The sequence below is a fragment of the Streptomyces sp. NPDC087263 genome (genome assembly GCF_044744645.1).
In the GTDB taxonomy this organism is placed as follows: Bacteria; Actinomycetota; Actinomycetes; order Streptomycetales; family Streptomycetaceae; genus Streptomyces.
Window position 1 is genome coordinate 625,656 of record NZ_JBIUYT010000002.1, and the last position, 13,871, is coordinate 639,526.

12 protein-coding genes and 2 tRNA genes are annotated in these 13,871 nt (G+C 68.8%); 4 read left to right on the plus strand and 10 right to left on the minus strand.

Going from position 1 to position 13,871, the window contains the following annotated elements:
- Positions 1–36: 36 nt before the first annotated feature.
- A complete protein-coding gene (locus ACIPC1_RS08045; protein ID WP_384382657.1) occupies positions 37–453 on the plus strand; it encodes a Fur family transcriptional regulator in 417 nt (138 codons plus the stop codon).
- A gap of 82 nt (positions 454–535) precedes the next feature.
- Here ACIPC1_RS08045 and ACIPC1_RS08050 read toward each other — a convergent pair.
- The 4 genes from ACIPC1_RS08050 to ACIPC1_RS08065 all read right to left on the minus strand — a co-directional run bounded on the left by ACIPC1_RS08050 (position 536) and on the right by ACIPC1_RS08065 (position 5,882).
- Positions 536–609, minus strand: a tRNA-Met gene (locus tag ACIPC1_RS08050).
- A 175-nt stretch (positions 610–784) separates the two neighbouring features.
- Positions 785–2,599, minus strand: a complete 1,815-nt coding sequence (locus ACIPC1_RS08055) for a tetratricopeptide repeat protein (protein ID WP_402514346.1) — start codon at positions 2,597–2,599, stop codon at positions 785–787.
- A gap of 229 nt (positions 2,600–2,828) precedes the next feature.
- Positions 2,829–2,902, minus strand: a tRNA-Met gene (locus ACIPC1_RS08060).
- Positions 2,903–2,945: 43 nt separating this feature from the next.
- Positions 2,946–5,882: a UPF0182 family protein gene (locus ACIPC1_RS08065; RefSeq protein ID WP_402514868.1), complete on the minus strand. Its 2,937-nt coding sequence runs from the start codon at positions 5,880–5,882 to the stop codon at positions 2,946–2,948.
- A 164-nt stretch (positions 5,883–6,046) separates the two neighbouring features.
- Between ACIPC1_RS08065 and ACIPC1_RS08070 the strand changes: the two genes are divergently transcribed.
- Positions 6,047–6,589, plus strand: a complete 543-nt coding sequence (locus ACIPC1_RS08070; RefSeq protein ID WP_384382659.1) for a PPA1309 family protein — start codon at positions 6,047–6,049, stop codon at positions 6,587–6,589.
- A gap of 9 nt (positions 6,590–6,598) precedes the next feature.
- Here the strand turns inward: ACIPC1_RS08070 and ACIPC1_RS08075 are convergent, their stop codons facing one another.
- The 4 genes from ACIPC1_RS08075 to ACIPC1_RS08090 form a co-directional block, all read right to left on the minus strand.
- Positions 6,599–7,693, minus strand: a complete 1,095-nt coding sequence (locus ACIPC1_RS08075) for a PDZ domain-containing protein (protein ID WP_384382660.1) — start codon at positions 7,691–7,693, stop codon at positions 6,599–6,601.
- Between the two features lie 86 nt (positions 7,694–7,779).
- Positions 7,780–8,178: a hypothetical protein gene (locus ACIPC1_RS08080; protein ID WP_402514896.1), complete on the minus strand. Its 399-nt coding sequence runs from the start codon at positions 8,176–8,178 to the stop codon at positions 7,780–7,782.
- Between the two features lie 151 nt (positions 8,179–8,329).
- Positions 8,330–8,791, minus strand: a complete 462-nt coding sequence (locus tag ACIPC1_RS08085; protein ID WP_402514348.1) for a molybdenum cofactor biosynthesis protein MoaE — start codon at positions 8,789–8,791, stop codon at positions 8,330–8,332.
- 305 nt (positions 8,792–9,096) lie between these two features.
- Complete coding sequence (locus ACIPC1_RS08090) at positions 9,097–10,209, minus strand: SDR family oxidoreductase (RefSeq protein ID WP_402514350.1); 1,113 nt, start codon at positions 10,207–10,209, stop codon at positions 9,097–9,099.
- Between the two features lie 194 nt (positions 10,210–10,403).
- Here ACIPC1_RS08090 and ACIPC1_RS08095 point away from each other — a divergent pair, with 194 nt between their 5' ends.
- Together ACIPC1_RS08095 and ACIPC1_RS08100 are read left to right on the plus strand one after the other, a co-directional pair.
- Positions 10,404–11,843: a zinc-dependent metalloprotease gene (locus tag ACIPC1_RS08095; protein ID WP_402514351.1), complete on the plus strand. Its 1,440-nt coding sequence runs from the start codon at positions 10,404–10,406 to the stop codon at positions 11,841–11,843.
- Positions 11,840–12,361 carry an NUDIX hydrolase gene (locus ACIPC1_RS08100; protein ID WP_402514354.1) on the plus strand — a complete coding sequence of 174 codons (522 nt, stop codon included), beginning with the start codon at positions 11,840–11,842 and terminating at the stop codon, positions 12,359–12,361. The genes ACIPC1_RS08095 and ACIPC1_RS08100 overlap by 4 nt, the downstream gene beginning before the upstream one ends.
- A gap of 55 nt (positions 12,362–12,416) precedes the next feature.
- Here the strand turns inward: ACIPC1_RS08100 and ACIPC1_RS08105 are convergent, their stop codons facing one another.
- Positions 12,417–13,172, minus strand: a complete 756-nt coding sequence (locus ACIPC1_RS08105) for an AIM24 family protein (protein WP_402514356.1) — start codon at positions 13,170–13,172, stop codon at positions 12,417–12,419.
- A 16-nt stretch (positions 13,173–13,188) separates the two neighbouring features.
- Complete coding sequence (locus ACIPC1_RS08110; protein WP_266832316.1) at positions 13,189–13,869, minus strand: AIM24 family protein; 681 nt, start codon at positions 13,867–13,869, stop codon at positions 13,189–13,191.
- Positions 13,870–13,871 lie beyond the last annotated feature (2 nt).

A 13,871-nucleotide genomic window follows, 5' to 3' on the forward strand; every position in this document is an offset into this window, starting at 1 on the left:
TCGGGATCTGTTCCTCTTACTGTTAGGCTGGCTCCTATGAGTGACCTGTTGGAACGACTGCGCGGACGCGGATGGCGGATGACCTCGCAGCGGCGTGTCGTGGCCGAAGTCCTCGACGGCGATCACGTCCACCTGACGGCCGACGAGGTACACGCCCGCGCCGTCGCCAAGCTGCCCGAGATCTCCCGGGCGACCGTCTACAACACGCTGGGCGAGCTGGTCTCACTCGGCGAGGTGCTGGAAGTGGCGACCGACAAGCGCGCCAAGCGGTACGACCCGAACGCGCACCGTCCGCACCACCACCTGGTCTGCGCCCGGTGCGGCGCGATCCGCGACGTCCACCCGGACGGCAACCCGCTCAGCGATCTCCCCGACTCGGAGCGCTTCGGCTTCACGGTTTCGGACGTCGAGGTGACCTACCGCGGCCTCTGTCCGAACTGCGCGGCGGCCTGACGACTTCCCGCCCTTCCCGGCGCACCCGAAGCCGAACACACCGAAGGCCCGGAACCAATGGTTCCGGGCCTTCGGTCTTGAGTAGCGGGGACAGGATTTGAACCTGCGACCTCTGGGTTATGAGCCCAGCGAGCTACCGAGCTGCTCCACCCCGCGCCGTTGATCTGAACAGTACGTCACCCCTGCGGACCAGCGCAAATCCCTTTCAGCCCGTCCGGCGTTCGAGGACGATCCCTCGGGCGACCGCGGGTCTGGAGGCAGAGCCCCCAGATACGGGAAGGCCAGGGGCGGAGGGGGCGAAGACAATCCACGCCCCCCATCACCCGAACCCTCACGCCGACAACTCCTCCCGCAACGCATCCCGCAACCGAGCCGCCCGCTCGGAAACCTCGGCGGGCCCGAGAGACACGGCCCGGTCGGCCCACCGCTGCCCCTCGGCAAGCTCCCCGCCCCGCGCATACACGAGCGCGAGCCGAAGCGCCGCCCGCCCGTGCCCTGCGTCAGCGGCCCGCTCCCACCACACCGCGGCCTCCGGCTCACTCCCCTCCCGGGCGAGCAGCAGCCCCAGATTGAACGCACCGTTCCGCGACCCGGCTTCCGCGGCCTCGCGGTACCACCGCGCCGCCTCCACCACGTCGCCCCGCGCGGCGGCCAGCATGCCGACCCGCACCTGCGCCCGGCGGTGCCCCTGGGACGCCGCCCGCTCGTACCACTCCTCGCACTCGCTCTTCTCCTGCGCGGGCTCCCCCAGCTCATGCGCGGGCACCGGCGGCCGCCGAGCGTCGAGCACGGCGGCAAGCCGGTACGCCGCCTCCGCGCTGCCGCCGCCCGCCGCACCCCTCAGATGCCGCTCGGCCTCCCGCTCGTCGCCCTCCCGCAGCCGCGCGATGGCCACCTGAAGCGCCGCCTCGGTGTGCCCGGCGGCAGCGGCCCGCTCGTACCACCGCAGCGCCGCCTCGTCGTCGTCCTCGGTCCCCCGCCCGGCATGCAGAATCCCGAGATTGAACGCGGCGTCCACGCTTCCGGCCTCCGCGGCCTTGGAGAACCACGGCTGGGCCCCGGCCGCGTCGCCGACCTGGAGCAGCAGGATGGCGAGCGCGTTCGCCGCCTCGCGGTGCCCCGCGTACGCGGCACGCCGGTACCACTGCTCGGCCTGCGCGGTCCGCCCCTGCTCGGCACAGAGCAGCCCGAGGTTGTACGCCCCGTTCACATCACCGGCGTCCATCGCGGCGCGGTACCAGCGCTCGGCGGTCTGCGTCTCGCCGCGCTCGGCGTGCAGCGCGCCCAGGGCGTTGGCCGCGTTCCCGTCGCCGTCCTGGGCGGCCCGCAGCCACCACACGGCGGCGCTGTCGGGGTCGCCCGCGTCCCGGAGCAGGAAGCCGAGCGCACAGGCGGCCCGCGCCTCGCCGTCCTTGGCGGACGTGAGATACCAGCGCCCCGCCTCCTTGAGCTGGCCGCGCTTCTCCAGGATCGCCCCGAGATGCAGCGCAGCCCTCCGGTGCCCGCGTGCGGCGGCCTGCCGGTACCACTGTTCAGCCTCTTCACCGCCGGCGCCGATGACGCCGTTGTCGGCCCTGGCCCGGCCCGAGTCCACGACCTTGCGGTCAAGAGCCCGCGCCAGCCGGTACGCGGCCTCGCGGTGCCCGCGCTCGGCGGCGGCCCGCATCCACTGCTCCGCGCCCACGTCGGCGCGGTGCTCCAGCAGATCCGCGAGCGCGTACGCGCCCAGCGCGTGCCCCTGCTCGGCGGACTGGCGCAGCCAGTACTCGGCGGCGGGCTCGTCGCCGCGCTCGCGGTGGTAGCGGCCGAGGGCGTGCGCGGCGGCCGTGGAACCCGCGACGGCGGCGATCCGCCACCAGCCGGCGGCGTCTTCGGCGTACCCACGCTGGTGCAGGAGGACACCCAGGTTGTTGGCGGCCGCGCGGTCACCGGCGGCTGTGGCAGCGCGCAGCTGAGGCTCGGCTCCGTCGAGATCACCGCGGCGCAGCAGCATCGCTCCGAGGACACTCATCGCCTCGACATCGCCGGCTTCCGCGGCGAGCCGTTGACGTGCCTCCTCGACAGCCTCGCCGGTTTCGTCCCGATCCGAAGGCTGCACAAAACGCCCTGTATCCAACAGAGTTGCCTTGTCCCCCATAACGTCCATCGTCGCACCACCTGCAACCTGGGTACACCTGGTATACCGCAGCCAGTGAGGTCACTTCAGCGTTTTGTCGACATGCCCACAGAGAGACAAGTCAAACACGGATTTCCCAACTACCCCCGTTTGGAGCAGCACTTCACGGAAGTCGCCAGGTCACCACGGAAGTCTCGCGCGTCGCCGCATGCGTCGAAGGCCCGGATCCTTGATCAGGATCCGGGCCTTCGATTTTCAGTAGCGGGGACAGGATTTGAACCTGCGACCTCTGGGTTATGAGCCCAGCGAGCTACCGAGCTGCTCCACCCCGCGCCGTTGTGTTGCAACCGTACCACGGCGCGGGGTGGCCCCTGACTCAGTCGCCGCCCGGGCTCGGACTGCTGCTCGGACTACCGCTCGGACTCGGACTGCTGCCGCTGCCACCGCTGGTCTCGTCGGCCTTGGCCTGCGCTTCCTCGGCCCGCTTCAGCGCGTCCTCAAGATCCTTCTGAGCCACGCCGTACGCCTCCCAGTCGCCCTTCTGGAGAGCTTCCTGGCCTTGGTCGAAGGCCTTCTGAGCGTCGCCGAGCGCCTCTTGGACCGTCGGGTTGTTCGACGTCGGCGGTGGCTCCGTGGTCTCGTCCGGTGGTGGTGGCTCGGTGGTCGAACCCTCTGCCCCCAAGACCTTGTTGAGCGCTACGTCGAGGGTGTTCTCGAAGGCGGTCCTGCCTCCGTAACTCACCAACACCTTCCGCAGCAGCGGGTACTTCAGTCCACCACCGCGTACGTAGACGGGCTCCACATAGAGCAGCCCTCCGTCGAGTGGCACCGTCAGCAGGTTGCCGTACTCGACTTCCGAGTCGCCGCCCTGCAAAAGTCTGATGGACTCGGCGATGGTCGGTTGGGAGTTGAACTGACTCTGGACCTGTTTGGGCCCGTCGACCGGTTCGCTGGTCGGCAGTTTCAGAATTCTGATCTTGCCGTAGTCAGGGGTGCCCGCCTCGGCGTTGACCGACATGAAGGCGCTCAGGTTGTCTCTGCCGTTCGGCGTCAAGGTCGTCGTCAGCGAGAACTCCTGCGCCGTCTGGCCGGGCATCTCCATGCTCAGGTAGTACGGCGGGACCGCGTCGCCCGACTTGTTCGTCGGGTCGTCCGGCACCTGCCACACCTCGCTGCCGCTGAGGAAGGTGTCAGCGTCCTTCACGTGGTAGCGGGTCAGCAGCTCGCGCTGGACCTTGAACAGGTCCTGCGGGTACCGGAGATGGGCCATCAGGTCGGCCGAGATGTCGCTCTTGGGCTCCACCGTGTTCGGGAACGCCTTCATCCAGGTCTTCAGGACCGGGTCCTCGGTGTCCCACTGGTAGAGCTTGACCTCGCCGGTGTACGCGTCGACGGTCGCCTTCACCGAGTTGCGGATGTAGTTGACCTGGTTCTGCTGGGCCACCACCGCACGCTGGTTGTTGGTCGCGGTCAGCGAGTCCGCCGTCGTGTCGCCCAGGGTGGTGCGGGAGGCGTACGGATAGCCGTTCGTGGTCGTGTACGCGTCGACGATCCACTGGATCTTCCCGTCGACCACGGCCGGGTAGGCGTCACCGTCGATGGTCAGCCAGGGGGCCACCGCCTCGACACGGTCCTTGGGCGTGCGGTTGTAGAGAATCCGCGAACCCTCACCGATAGCGCCCGAGTAGAGGATCTGCGGCTCACTGAACGCCACTGCGTACGCGGCCCGGTTGACGGGGTTCGAGAGGTTGACCCCGCTCTTGCCCGTGTAGCTGGTGGTCTTCTCGCCGTCGTCGTCCGAGTAGTCGATCTCCTTCTGGGGACCGCCGACGATCGAGTACTGCGTGGTCTTCTCGCCGTAGTAGACCCGCTGCTCGTACGTGCCCAGGTCGCCCTTGGACGGCAGGTCGGACTCGGTGAAGACCGGCTGACCACCGGAGGTCGCCGTGGTGCCCTTGGCAGCGACCACGCCGTATCCGTGCGTGTAACGGAAGTGGTCGTTGATCCAGTTGTTCTTCGGAATACCGGCGAGGTTCAGCTCGCGCAGACCGATGACCGTGTCCTGGTCGGTGCCGTCCACGGTGTACCGGTCGACGTCCAGGTTGGTCGGGAAAGCGTAGTAGTTCTTCATCTGCTGCAACTGCTGGAACGCCGGCGAGACGATGTTCGGGTCCAGCAGGCGGACGCTCGCCGTGGTGTCGGCGTCCTCACGCAGCTTGGTCGTGTCCTTGGTCTCGCTGGTGCCCGCGTAGTCCGTGACCTCGGCGTCCTGGATCCCGTAGGCCTCCCGGGTCGCCTTGAGGTTCTTCTCGACGTACGGCGCTTCCTTGGCCTGCTCGTTCGGCTGGACCTGGAACTTCTGGACGATCGCCGGGTACAGGCCGCCGATGAGGATCGCGGAGAGCACCATCAGACCGAAGCCGATGACGGGCAGCTGCCAGGTGCGCCGCCACAGGGTGGCGAAGAACAGCAGCGCGCAGATGACGGCGATGCAGAACAGGATCGTCTTGGCCGGGAGATACGCGTTGGCGTCGACGTACCTGAGACCCGTCCAGTTGTCGGTCGCCTTGAAGTCACTGGACTTCACGGCGAGTCCGTACCGGTCGAGCCAGTAGGCGACCGCCTTCAGCGCGACGAAGAGGCCCAGCAGCACCGAGAGATGACCGGTGGCGGCGGCCGTGGCACGCGCCCCCGGGCTGGTGACGCGCAGCCCCCCGTACAAGTAATGCGTGAGCGCGGCTGCGATCAGCGAGAGCACGATGGCCGCGAAGCCGAACCCGAGCAGGAAGCGGTACCAGGGCAGGTCGAAGGTGTAGAAGGAGATGTCGAGACCGAACTGGGGGTCCTTCTGGTGGAAGGGAACCCCGTTCACCCACATCAGCCACGTACGCCACTGGCCCGAGGCGGACGCGCCGGCGATCAGCCCCACCAGGGACGTGATCCCGAGCAGCAACCACCTCTTGTACGGCGCGATCCCCATCCGGTACCGGTCGAGGCTCTGCTGCTCCATCGACATGGCACTCAGCGGCGGGCGCAGCCGGTGCGCCAGCCAGATGTTCACACCGACCGAGGCCGCCATGAGGAGACCGAAGGCAAAGAACAGCCCGATTTTCGTCCACAACGTGGTCGTGAACACGGACGAGTAATGAACCGAGCGGTACCAGAGCCAGTCCGTCCAGAACCCCGCGAACATGACGAAGGCCATGGCCAGTGCGGCCAGCACGCCCAGGGTCATGAGCAGGGTCCGGACACGCCGGGACGGTCGGCCCATTCTGATCCGTGGCCCCGTCGGGCCTCCGCCGCGGTCCGGCATCTGGAAAGCCAAGGTGCGCACCTCGAAGTTCGCTGTTGGTCCGTCAGGTCCCCGTGATCGTGGACCATTCGTCAGGCTCCGTGATCGTGGGGCCTCATCTATGCAACTTACTCACGCTTTACTCGGTTCCCGTTTTCGGGTACCAACGAGGCAGGATTGTGACCATGTCCAACACTCCCATGGCGGCGAGCCCGCTCACCCGGGCCGTACTCGAGATCGACGAGTACGCCTCCGGCCTCGGCTGGGACCAGCCCGCTCGCCTCTTCGCCCTCGTAGACACCGCTCGGCTGCGGACCCAGGAACCCGGCCTCGCGGCCCAGCTCGGCCTGCAGGACAAGCCGGAGACCACCGGTCTCACCCCCATCGAGCAGGACGAGATCCCTGCCGACAAGCCGCTGGACGAGTTCCTCGGCACCATCGCCTGGCCGGACGCCGTGGTCGGCTGCGCGCTCACCGTGGAGCGGCTGATGCTGCCGCCGTCCGCCGAGGCCTCCGTCCCGGAGGGCCTCAGCGAGAAGAAGCTCACGAGGTGGGTCGCCGAGCACCCGGACCGTCAGGAGGTACGTATGACGGTCGGTGTGCTGCGCGACGGCACCCGCGACTCCGCGCTGCGCCTGCGCGAGAAGGACGCCCCGACGGAGGTGCTCACGGGCTCGGGCCTGGTACCGGGACTGGCGGAGGCGCTGTCGGCGACCTTCGCGGAGTAGTCCCTCGGACTACTTGGTGCTGCACTCCGTCAGGTCGCCCGTCTTGCCGGAGCTGATGTCCTTGAGGGCGCTCATCGCGTCGTCGATGGTGTTCACCTTGACGAGCGTGAGCCCCTTGGGGGTGTCCTTGGCAGCGTCCGCGCAGTTGTCCGCGGGCGTCAGGAAGTACTGGGCGCCCTTCTCCCGCGCGCCGACCGTCTTCATTTCGATGCCGCCGATCGGGCCGACCTTGCCGGCGTCGTCGATGGTGCCGGTGCCGGCGACGAACTTGCCGCCGGTGAGGTTGCCCGGGGTGAGCTTGTCCACGATTCCGAGCGCGAACATCAGCCCCGCGCTCGGTCCGCCGACATCGGCGAGCTTGATGTCGATGGTGAACGGGAAGGTGTGGTCGGTCCCGGCGGAGATGCCGACGATGGCACGGGATTCACCTTCGTCATCGGACTTCTTGGTGGTGAGCGTGATGTCCTCGGTCTCGGTCGCCGTCTTGTGCTCCTTCTCGGCGGCGGCCTGAGCCTTGGCGGGCACGATCGTGAAGACGACCTTCTCGCCCGGCTTGTGCTTGGTGACCAGCTTCGCGACGTCGTCGTACGCCTTCACCGCCGTACCGTCGACAGCCTTGATCACGTCTCCGGCGTGCAGCTCGCCCTCGGCCGGGGAGTCCTTGAGGACCGTGGAGACGATCACCCAGGACTGCACCGGGATGTCCAGCTCCTCCAGGGCCGCGACCTTGGCGCTCTCCTGGGACTGGCTGAACTCCTCGGCGTTCTCCTGCGTCGACTGCTCCTCCGTCTTGCCGTCGGGGTAGAGCGTGTCGTGCGGAACCACCTTGTTGTCGTGCGCCAGCCAGCCGTAGACCGCTTCGACGAGGTTCATGTTGTAGTCGGCGCTGGTGACCCGGACGGTCGTCATATTGAGGTTCCCGGTGGCCGGGTAGGTCTTGCGCCCGGTGATCTGCAGCACGGGCTCGCCGTCGTGATCGCCCAGCGTGTTCACGGTCGGGCCCGGCGACATCTCCGAGTACGGCACTTTGATGAACACTCCCGCGCACAGGAGCGCGATCAGGATCAGGGTGGAGGCGAGCATCGTCGCGGTGCGGCGTGGCATGCCACGACATTACGGGACGGCACTGTCAACGCACCGTCGGGGCCGTCCGTACGGGGCCCTGCCGTCGGCGGGAAAGCCCCGAAGCGTCAGACGGCGTCGGAGGAGGACTTCTCCAGGGCCCCGGAGGCCTTGGCCACGGCCACAGGCGTCTTGGCCACAGTCACGGAGGTCTTGGCCACGGCCACAGGCGTCTTGGCGACGGCCACGGACGTCTTGGCGACTGTCACGGACGTCGTGGCGACGCCGGGCCTCTCCACAACCTCATGCCTGCCCACAACCTCATGCCTGCCCACGACCTCATGCCTGGCCACGACCTCATGCCTGGCCACGACCTCGGGCCTTTCCATGGCCGCGCGGAAGCGTGCGTAACCGTCGAGCTCGATGCCGTCTCCCGCGGTCTTGCGATTCCGGTTGGCCCAACTTCCCCACAGTCCGGCACCGATCGCAGCCAAAAGCGGAATCAGCAACCAGGCGAGCGCCGCCATGCCGACCTCCCAACCCCGTGAGCGACCGCAACTGACTGATCAGCAGATTAACCATCAGCAGTGTCAACGCTCAGGCCAGGGGGTCGGTTACGCAACCGGAGGGCGGATGACACGTCGGTGAACGAACTCGGCCAACCACTCCGGTGAACCCTCAGCAGGCCCCGACCCACTCCTCCGTGCCGTCCGAGAACTTCTGGTGCTTCCAGATCGGCACTTCGTGCTTCAGATCGTCGATGAGCTTGCGGCACGCCTCGAACGCCTCACCCCGGTGCGGGCACGACACGGCGACGACGACGGCGAGATCCCCGACGCCCAGGTCCCCGACCCGGTGGACGGCGGCGAGCGCCCGCACCGGGTACTCGGCGATCACCTTCTCGGCGACCCGCCGCATCTCGGCCTCCGCACTGGGGTGACACGAATACCCCAGCTCATCGACGTCGGCTCCCCCGTCATGATTCCGCACCGTCCCCACGAACAACGCGGTCCCCCCGGCGGCGTCGTCCCCCACAGCCCGGAAAACTTCGTCGAGCGACAACGCCTCCTCGCGAATCGCAAGCAGCCGAATAGGATCCTGCGCGCCCTGCTCACCGGGATGCTCATAGGTAGGTGCCATACGCCCATCGTGCCGCACCCCACGGACACCTAGGAATACCGTCATCACCCGGCACAGGGCATATCCCTTCGGAGGAGCCTCCGAGAATCCAGGTCGTCCGGCGCCTGAGGACGAGGCACAGCCTTCAGCCCGTCCGGCGCTTGAGGACGAGGCCGTCCAGGCCGAAGCGGGGGTCTGGGGGCGGCAGCCCCCAGGAACGGGACGGGAAGGGACGGGAGGGGGCGGAGGGGGCGGAAACCCGCCTCTACGCCGGCAGAGCCGGAGGGGGCCATGAACACGCGCGCGGGTGCACCCAAGCCCGGAACTCAGATCCGCCGCCGAGCCTTCCTCGCCCGCCGCACCACCGCAGCCGCCCCCAACAACGCCACCGTGGCCCCCGCGGCCCCAGCCGCAGTCGCATCCTTGCGCCCAAGCCGCCGCCCCACCACAGTGTGCCGCCCGGCGACCTCCTCCAGCAGTTCCGCAAGGACCTCCTCATTGGTCCACCGAGGCCGCCACCCGGCGTCATGCAGCCGACTCCCGCTCACGACCCAGGGATACATCGTGTAGGCAAGATCACCGGCAGGCGAGGGAGTGAGCCCGATCCGGTGCAGCCGAGCCGCCGCGCCAAGAGCGACCGCCGACGGCAGCTCCATCCGCCGGATCCCGCTGAGCTCCTCGACCTCCTCCTGCTCCAGCCACCCGTCGCACCCGACGGCCAGTTCCCCCTCCACCTTCTCCACGACGGCGTACTCCAGAGCACTGCACAGGTCCTCGACGTGACAGAACTGCCACGCGGGCCGCGACCCCGTCACCACAAGCAGCCGCGGCGACTCGAAATACCTGGTCAGAGCCGTATCGGTGCCGCCGACCAGCACAGCGGGGCGGACGACGGTGACATTAAGTCCCGGATGCGCGCGCGGCGCCCGTCGCGCGAGCCGCTCGATCTCCAGCAGGTCACCCACCCCTGTGGCCTCGGCGGTCGCCCGCAGTTCGGCGTCTTCGGAGAGGGGCAGTTCGTTGTCGGGCAGCGCCCCGTAGACCATCGCGGAGGTGCACAGCACCACCCGGTGCACCCCGGCCGCGGCGGCAGCCGTGAGCACGGTCTGCGTCCCCCGTACGTTGTACGCCGTCCGTGCCGCCGCGTCCGACTCCAGATCGAGATCGAGCGCGAGGTGCACGACGACATCCGCTCCGCGCAGCTTCTCGGCGATCACCGGGTCGCGGACGTCCAGGATGTGCCACTGAGCGGCCGCGCACTCGCCGCGCCGCTCGTCGATGGCGATGACCTGTTTGATCCCCTCGCTGGCGGCGAGCCGCTCGGTGAGCAGCGCACCCACGCCGGACGCGGCGCCGGTGACCGCGACGACGGGCCCGCGCGCTGCCGGGCTGGTTGAGTGGTTTCGCGCTGCGCGAACCTGCGGATCTGGGGAACTCACCGGGCGTCTCCAGCGGTTGTCTTCAGTAACGGACGCGCGTGACGCGTGCGTACCAGGTGGCATCCATCCTGCCGCAGGCGGAGAGTCGGCGAAGCACCGAGGCCTGATCGGGCTGAGGTGTCTACGCTGGGTGGTGTTGTCGGGCAAGCCGCCGTCGGGGAACGAACCGGCGGCCTTACCAGCCGAGGAATCCCGTGAGTGACACCCCATTCGGATTCGGCCTTCCGCCGGAGGAGCCGGAGAACGGCGACGAGGGCAAGAAGAAGGACCAGGAGAGCGGCGGTGGTCAGGGACCGGCCAACCCGCTCGGTTTCGGGGGATTCCCCGGAGCCGGCGGCCCCGGCGCCGACAATCCGCTCGCAGCCATGTTCGGTTCCATGAACCCCAATGACCTGGGCGCCGCCTTCCAGCAGCTGGGCCAGATGCTCTCGTACGAGGGCGGTCCGGTGAACTGGGACATGGCCAAGCAGATCGCCCGCCAGACGGTCTCCCAGGGCACCTCTGACGGCACCAAGGACGCGAGCGTCGGCCCCGCCGAGCGCACCGCGATCGAAGAGGCCGTGCGCCTGGCCGACCTGTGGCTGGACGACGCGACCTCCCTGCCGTCCGGCGCCGGCTCCGCCGTGGCCTGGAGCCGCGCGGAGTGGGTCGAGGCGACCCTGCCGGTGTGGAAGGAGCTCGTCGACCCGGTCGCCGAGCGCGTCGGCGCGGCCATGGGCGAAGTCCTGCCGGAGGAGATGCAGGCCATGGCGGGCCCGCTCATCGGCATGATGCGCTCCATGGGCGGCGCCATGTTCGGTACGCAGATCGGGCAGGCCGTGGGCGTGCTCGCAGGCGAGGTCGTCGGTTCGAGTGACATCGGTCTGCCGCTCGGCCCGGCCGGCAAGGCCGCTCTGCTGCCTCTGAACATCGAGTCGTTCGGCAAGGACCTGGGCATCCCCCAGGACGAGGTGCGGCTCTATCTCGCCCTGCGCGAGGCCGCCCACCAGCGCCTCTTCGCGCACGTGCCGTGGCTGCGCTCGCACCTGTTCGGCGCTGTCGAGGGCTACGCGCGCGGGATCAAGGTCGACACGGCCAAGCTGGAGGACGTGGTCGGCCAGTTCGACCCGCAGAACCCGGAAGAGCTGCAGAACGCGCTTCAGCAGGGCATGTTCCAGCCGGAGGACACTCCGGAGCAGAAAGCCGCGCTGGCCCGCCTGGAGACGGCTCTCGCGCTCGTCGAGGGCTGGGTGGACGCGGTTGTGCACGCGGCCGCCAAGCCGCGTCTGACGTCCGCCGACGCGCTGCGGGAGACGCTGCGCCGCCGTCGCGCCTCGGGCGGTCCCGCCGAGCAGACCTTCGCCACGCTGATCGGCCTGGAGCTGCGCCCGCGCCGTCTGCGGGACGCCTCGCGCCTGTGGGCCTCGCTCACCGACGCGCGCGGTGTCGACGGGCGTGACGGTCTGTGGGCCCACCCGGACATGCTTCCCACCGCCTCCGACCTGGACGACCCGGACGGCTTCGTGCACCGCGAGCAGCTGGACTTCTCCGAGATCGACAAGATGCTCGGCGAGGCGGCGGACGGCTCCGGCTCCGGCTCCGGCGAGAAGCCGAACCTGAAGAAGGACGACGACAAGGGCGACGACGCCGAGTGAGCCTGTACGACGACGCGGTCCTCGTACTCAAAAGCTACGAGGACCAGGAAGAGCTGCGCCAGGCGTACCTGGACCATCTGGCGGCGCATCCGAACGGCATGTGGAAGGCCTGCACCGCCGGTCACATCACGGCGAGCGCCCTCGTGATCGACCCCGAGCACGACCGCGTACTGCTGACCCTCCACAAGAAGCTGCGCATGTGGCTCCAGATGGGTGGTCACTGCGAGCCGCAGGACGCCACGCTGGAGGCCGCGGCTCTGCGTGAGGCGACGGAGGAGTCAGGCATCGCGGCTCTCGAACTGCTCCCCGGCGGTCCGGTGCGGCTGGACCGGCATCCGATCCCGCCGCCGTGCCACTGCCATTTCGACGTCCAGTACGCGGCGGTGGCCGCACCCGGAGCCGTGCAGGAGATCAGCGACGAGTCGCTGGACCTGCGCTGGTTCGCGTACGAGGAGGTCGCGGGCGTGGCCGACGAGTCGGTCGTACGACTCCTGGAAGCGACCCGCGCGCGACTGTGAACGGGTAAGGGGCGACCGCTATGGCGGCCGCCCCTTACCCATGCTTCGTTGACGCTCAGCTCCAGGCGTTCCCCTGGTTCTGTGCGTGCGCGCCCTGCTGCCCCATGCCGTACTGGGCGCGCACCCCCTGGCCGATCACGGCGTTCTGCGGCGGCAGCAGCTCGCTGGGCTGGACGAGCGCGTAGCCCTGTCCCAGGAAGCTGAGCTCCCAGCCCTCACCCGTGCTGCCACGGCGCCGCCACACTCCGGAGGAGTGCGTCTGGGCCTGCATCTGTACCCGCAGGCCCGTGGACCACGCCACGATCGCGTCGGCGTCGCAGTTGACGTACTTGTCGGGCGTGACCTGCATCAGCAGCGGCATCCCTGAGGTCATCAGCGCGACCTTGCCGCGACCCGTGATGTTGAGCTGGTACTTGCCGGAGCCGGAGATGCCGTACTGGCTGTCCACGGCGATGACCTCGTGGTGCAGCGAGGAGTCCATCGCCAGTACGTAGCTGCTGTCGACGGTGAGACCGTCCTGGTCCACGTCGACCACGTGCACGTGCTGGGCGAGGTTCGCCAGATAGACGGTCCCCTGCCCGTGGCAGCGCATCAGGTCGAGGCCCTCGCCGGTGAACGCGCGCGACCGCTGCTGGCCGCTGTTCTGGTACTCGGCGTCGAACTCGACGAGTCCCTGGTACGCGACCATGGTGCCCTTGCGCGCGAGGATGTCGTCGTGACCCTCCAGGACGACGCGCAGCATCTGCGAGTTCTGCAGGCTGTAGCGCTCCTGGGTCTGCTGTTCGTTGTAGCCGAAAAGCGGGCTCTGCATGGTGTCCTGCTCCCCCTCAGCCCCGGACTCGGAGACGGTCGGTGCTGTCCTCGCTCGGCTGGACGACGACGATGCCCTGCCCGGAGAACGCCATCTGGAAGGCCTCGCCGCTGCCGCGTCCGATCAGCGACTGCGCCTTGAAGCTGCGCTTGCCCTTCACCTTGAGGTTCGGGGACCAGGCGACGAGCGCGTCCGGGTCGACGTACGTCTCGTCCTCACCGCCGCCGCAGTCGACGACGATCGGCTTGCCCCGGGAGGTCAGCGCGACCCAGCCCTGCCCGGAGATCTTCGTGTTCCACAGGCCCTGACCGGCGAACTTGGCGAGCCCCTTGACGCGCTCGACGCCCCACGTGAGGTGGGCGTCGAAGGCGAGCAGGTTCGTCGCGTTGACGGAGATCGCGTCCCCGTTGAGGTTGATGACGACGACGTTCGCCCCGTAGTCGGCGAGGTAGAGCAGGCCGTCACCGGAGGCCTTCATCAACGGCGCGCCCTCGCCGGTGGCCCAGTCGCGGGCGATCTGACGTACGGCGGGCGGGTTGGGCTCGTACTGGACGAACCCTTCGTAGGCGACCATCGACCCCACGCGCGCGAGGAGGTCGTTTCCGGTCTGCATGGCGACCTTCAGCATGTGGTTGCCGTGGTTCTCCATGCGGGCGGTGACGGGTGCCGGGGCGAAGCCCGAGAGTGGCTGATTCATGA

Coding starts and splice junctions, on each gene's coding strand:
- ACIPC1_RS08055 (WP_402514346.1), bottom strand. CDS start 2,599: ATGGACGTTATGGGGGACAAGGCAACTCTGTTGGATACAGGGCGTTTT.
- ACIPC1_RS08085 (WP_402514348.1), bottom strand. CDS start 8,791: ATGGCACCTACCTATGAGCATCCCGGTGAGCAGGGCGCGCAGGATCCT.
- ACIPC1_RS08045 (WP_384382657.1), top strand. CDS start 37: ATGAGTGACCTGTTGGAACGACTGCGCGGACGCGGATGGCGGATGACC.
- ACIPC1_RS08080 (WP_402514896.1), bottom strand. CDS start 8,178: ATGGCGGCGCTCGCCTGGTTGCTGATTCCGCTTTTGGCTGCGATCGGT.
- ACIPC1_RS08105 (WP_402514356.1), bottom strand. CDS start 13,172: ATGCAGAGCCCGCTTTTCGGCTACAACGAACAGCAGACCCAGGAGCGC.
- ACIPC1_RS08075 (WP_384382660.1), bottom strand. CDS start 7,693: ATGCCACGCCGCACCGCGACGATGCTCGCCTCCACCCTGATCCTGATC.
- ACIPC1_RS08110 (WP_266832316.1), bottom strand. CDS start 13,869: ATGAATCAGCCACTCTCGGGCTTCGCCCCGGCACCCGTCACCGCCCGC.
- ACIPC1_RS08070 (WP_384382659.1), top strand. CDS start 6,047: ATGTCCAACACTCCCATGGCGGCGAGCCCGCTCACCCGGGCCGTACTC.
- ACIPC1_RS08065 (WP_402514868.1), bottom strand. CDS start 5,882: ATGCCGGACCGCGGCGGAGGCCCGACGGGGCCACGGATCAGAATGGGC.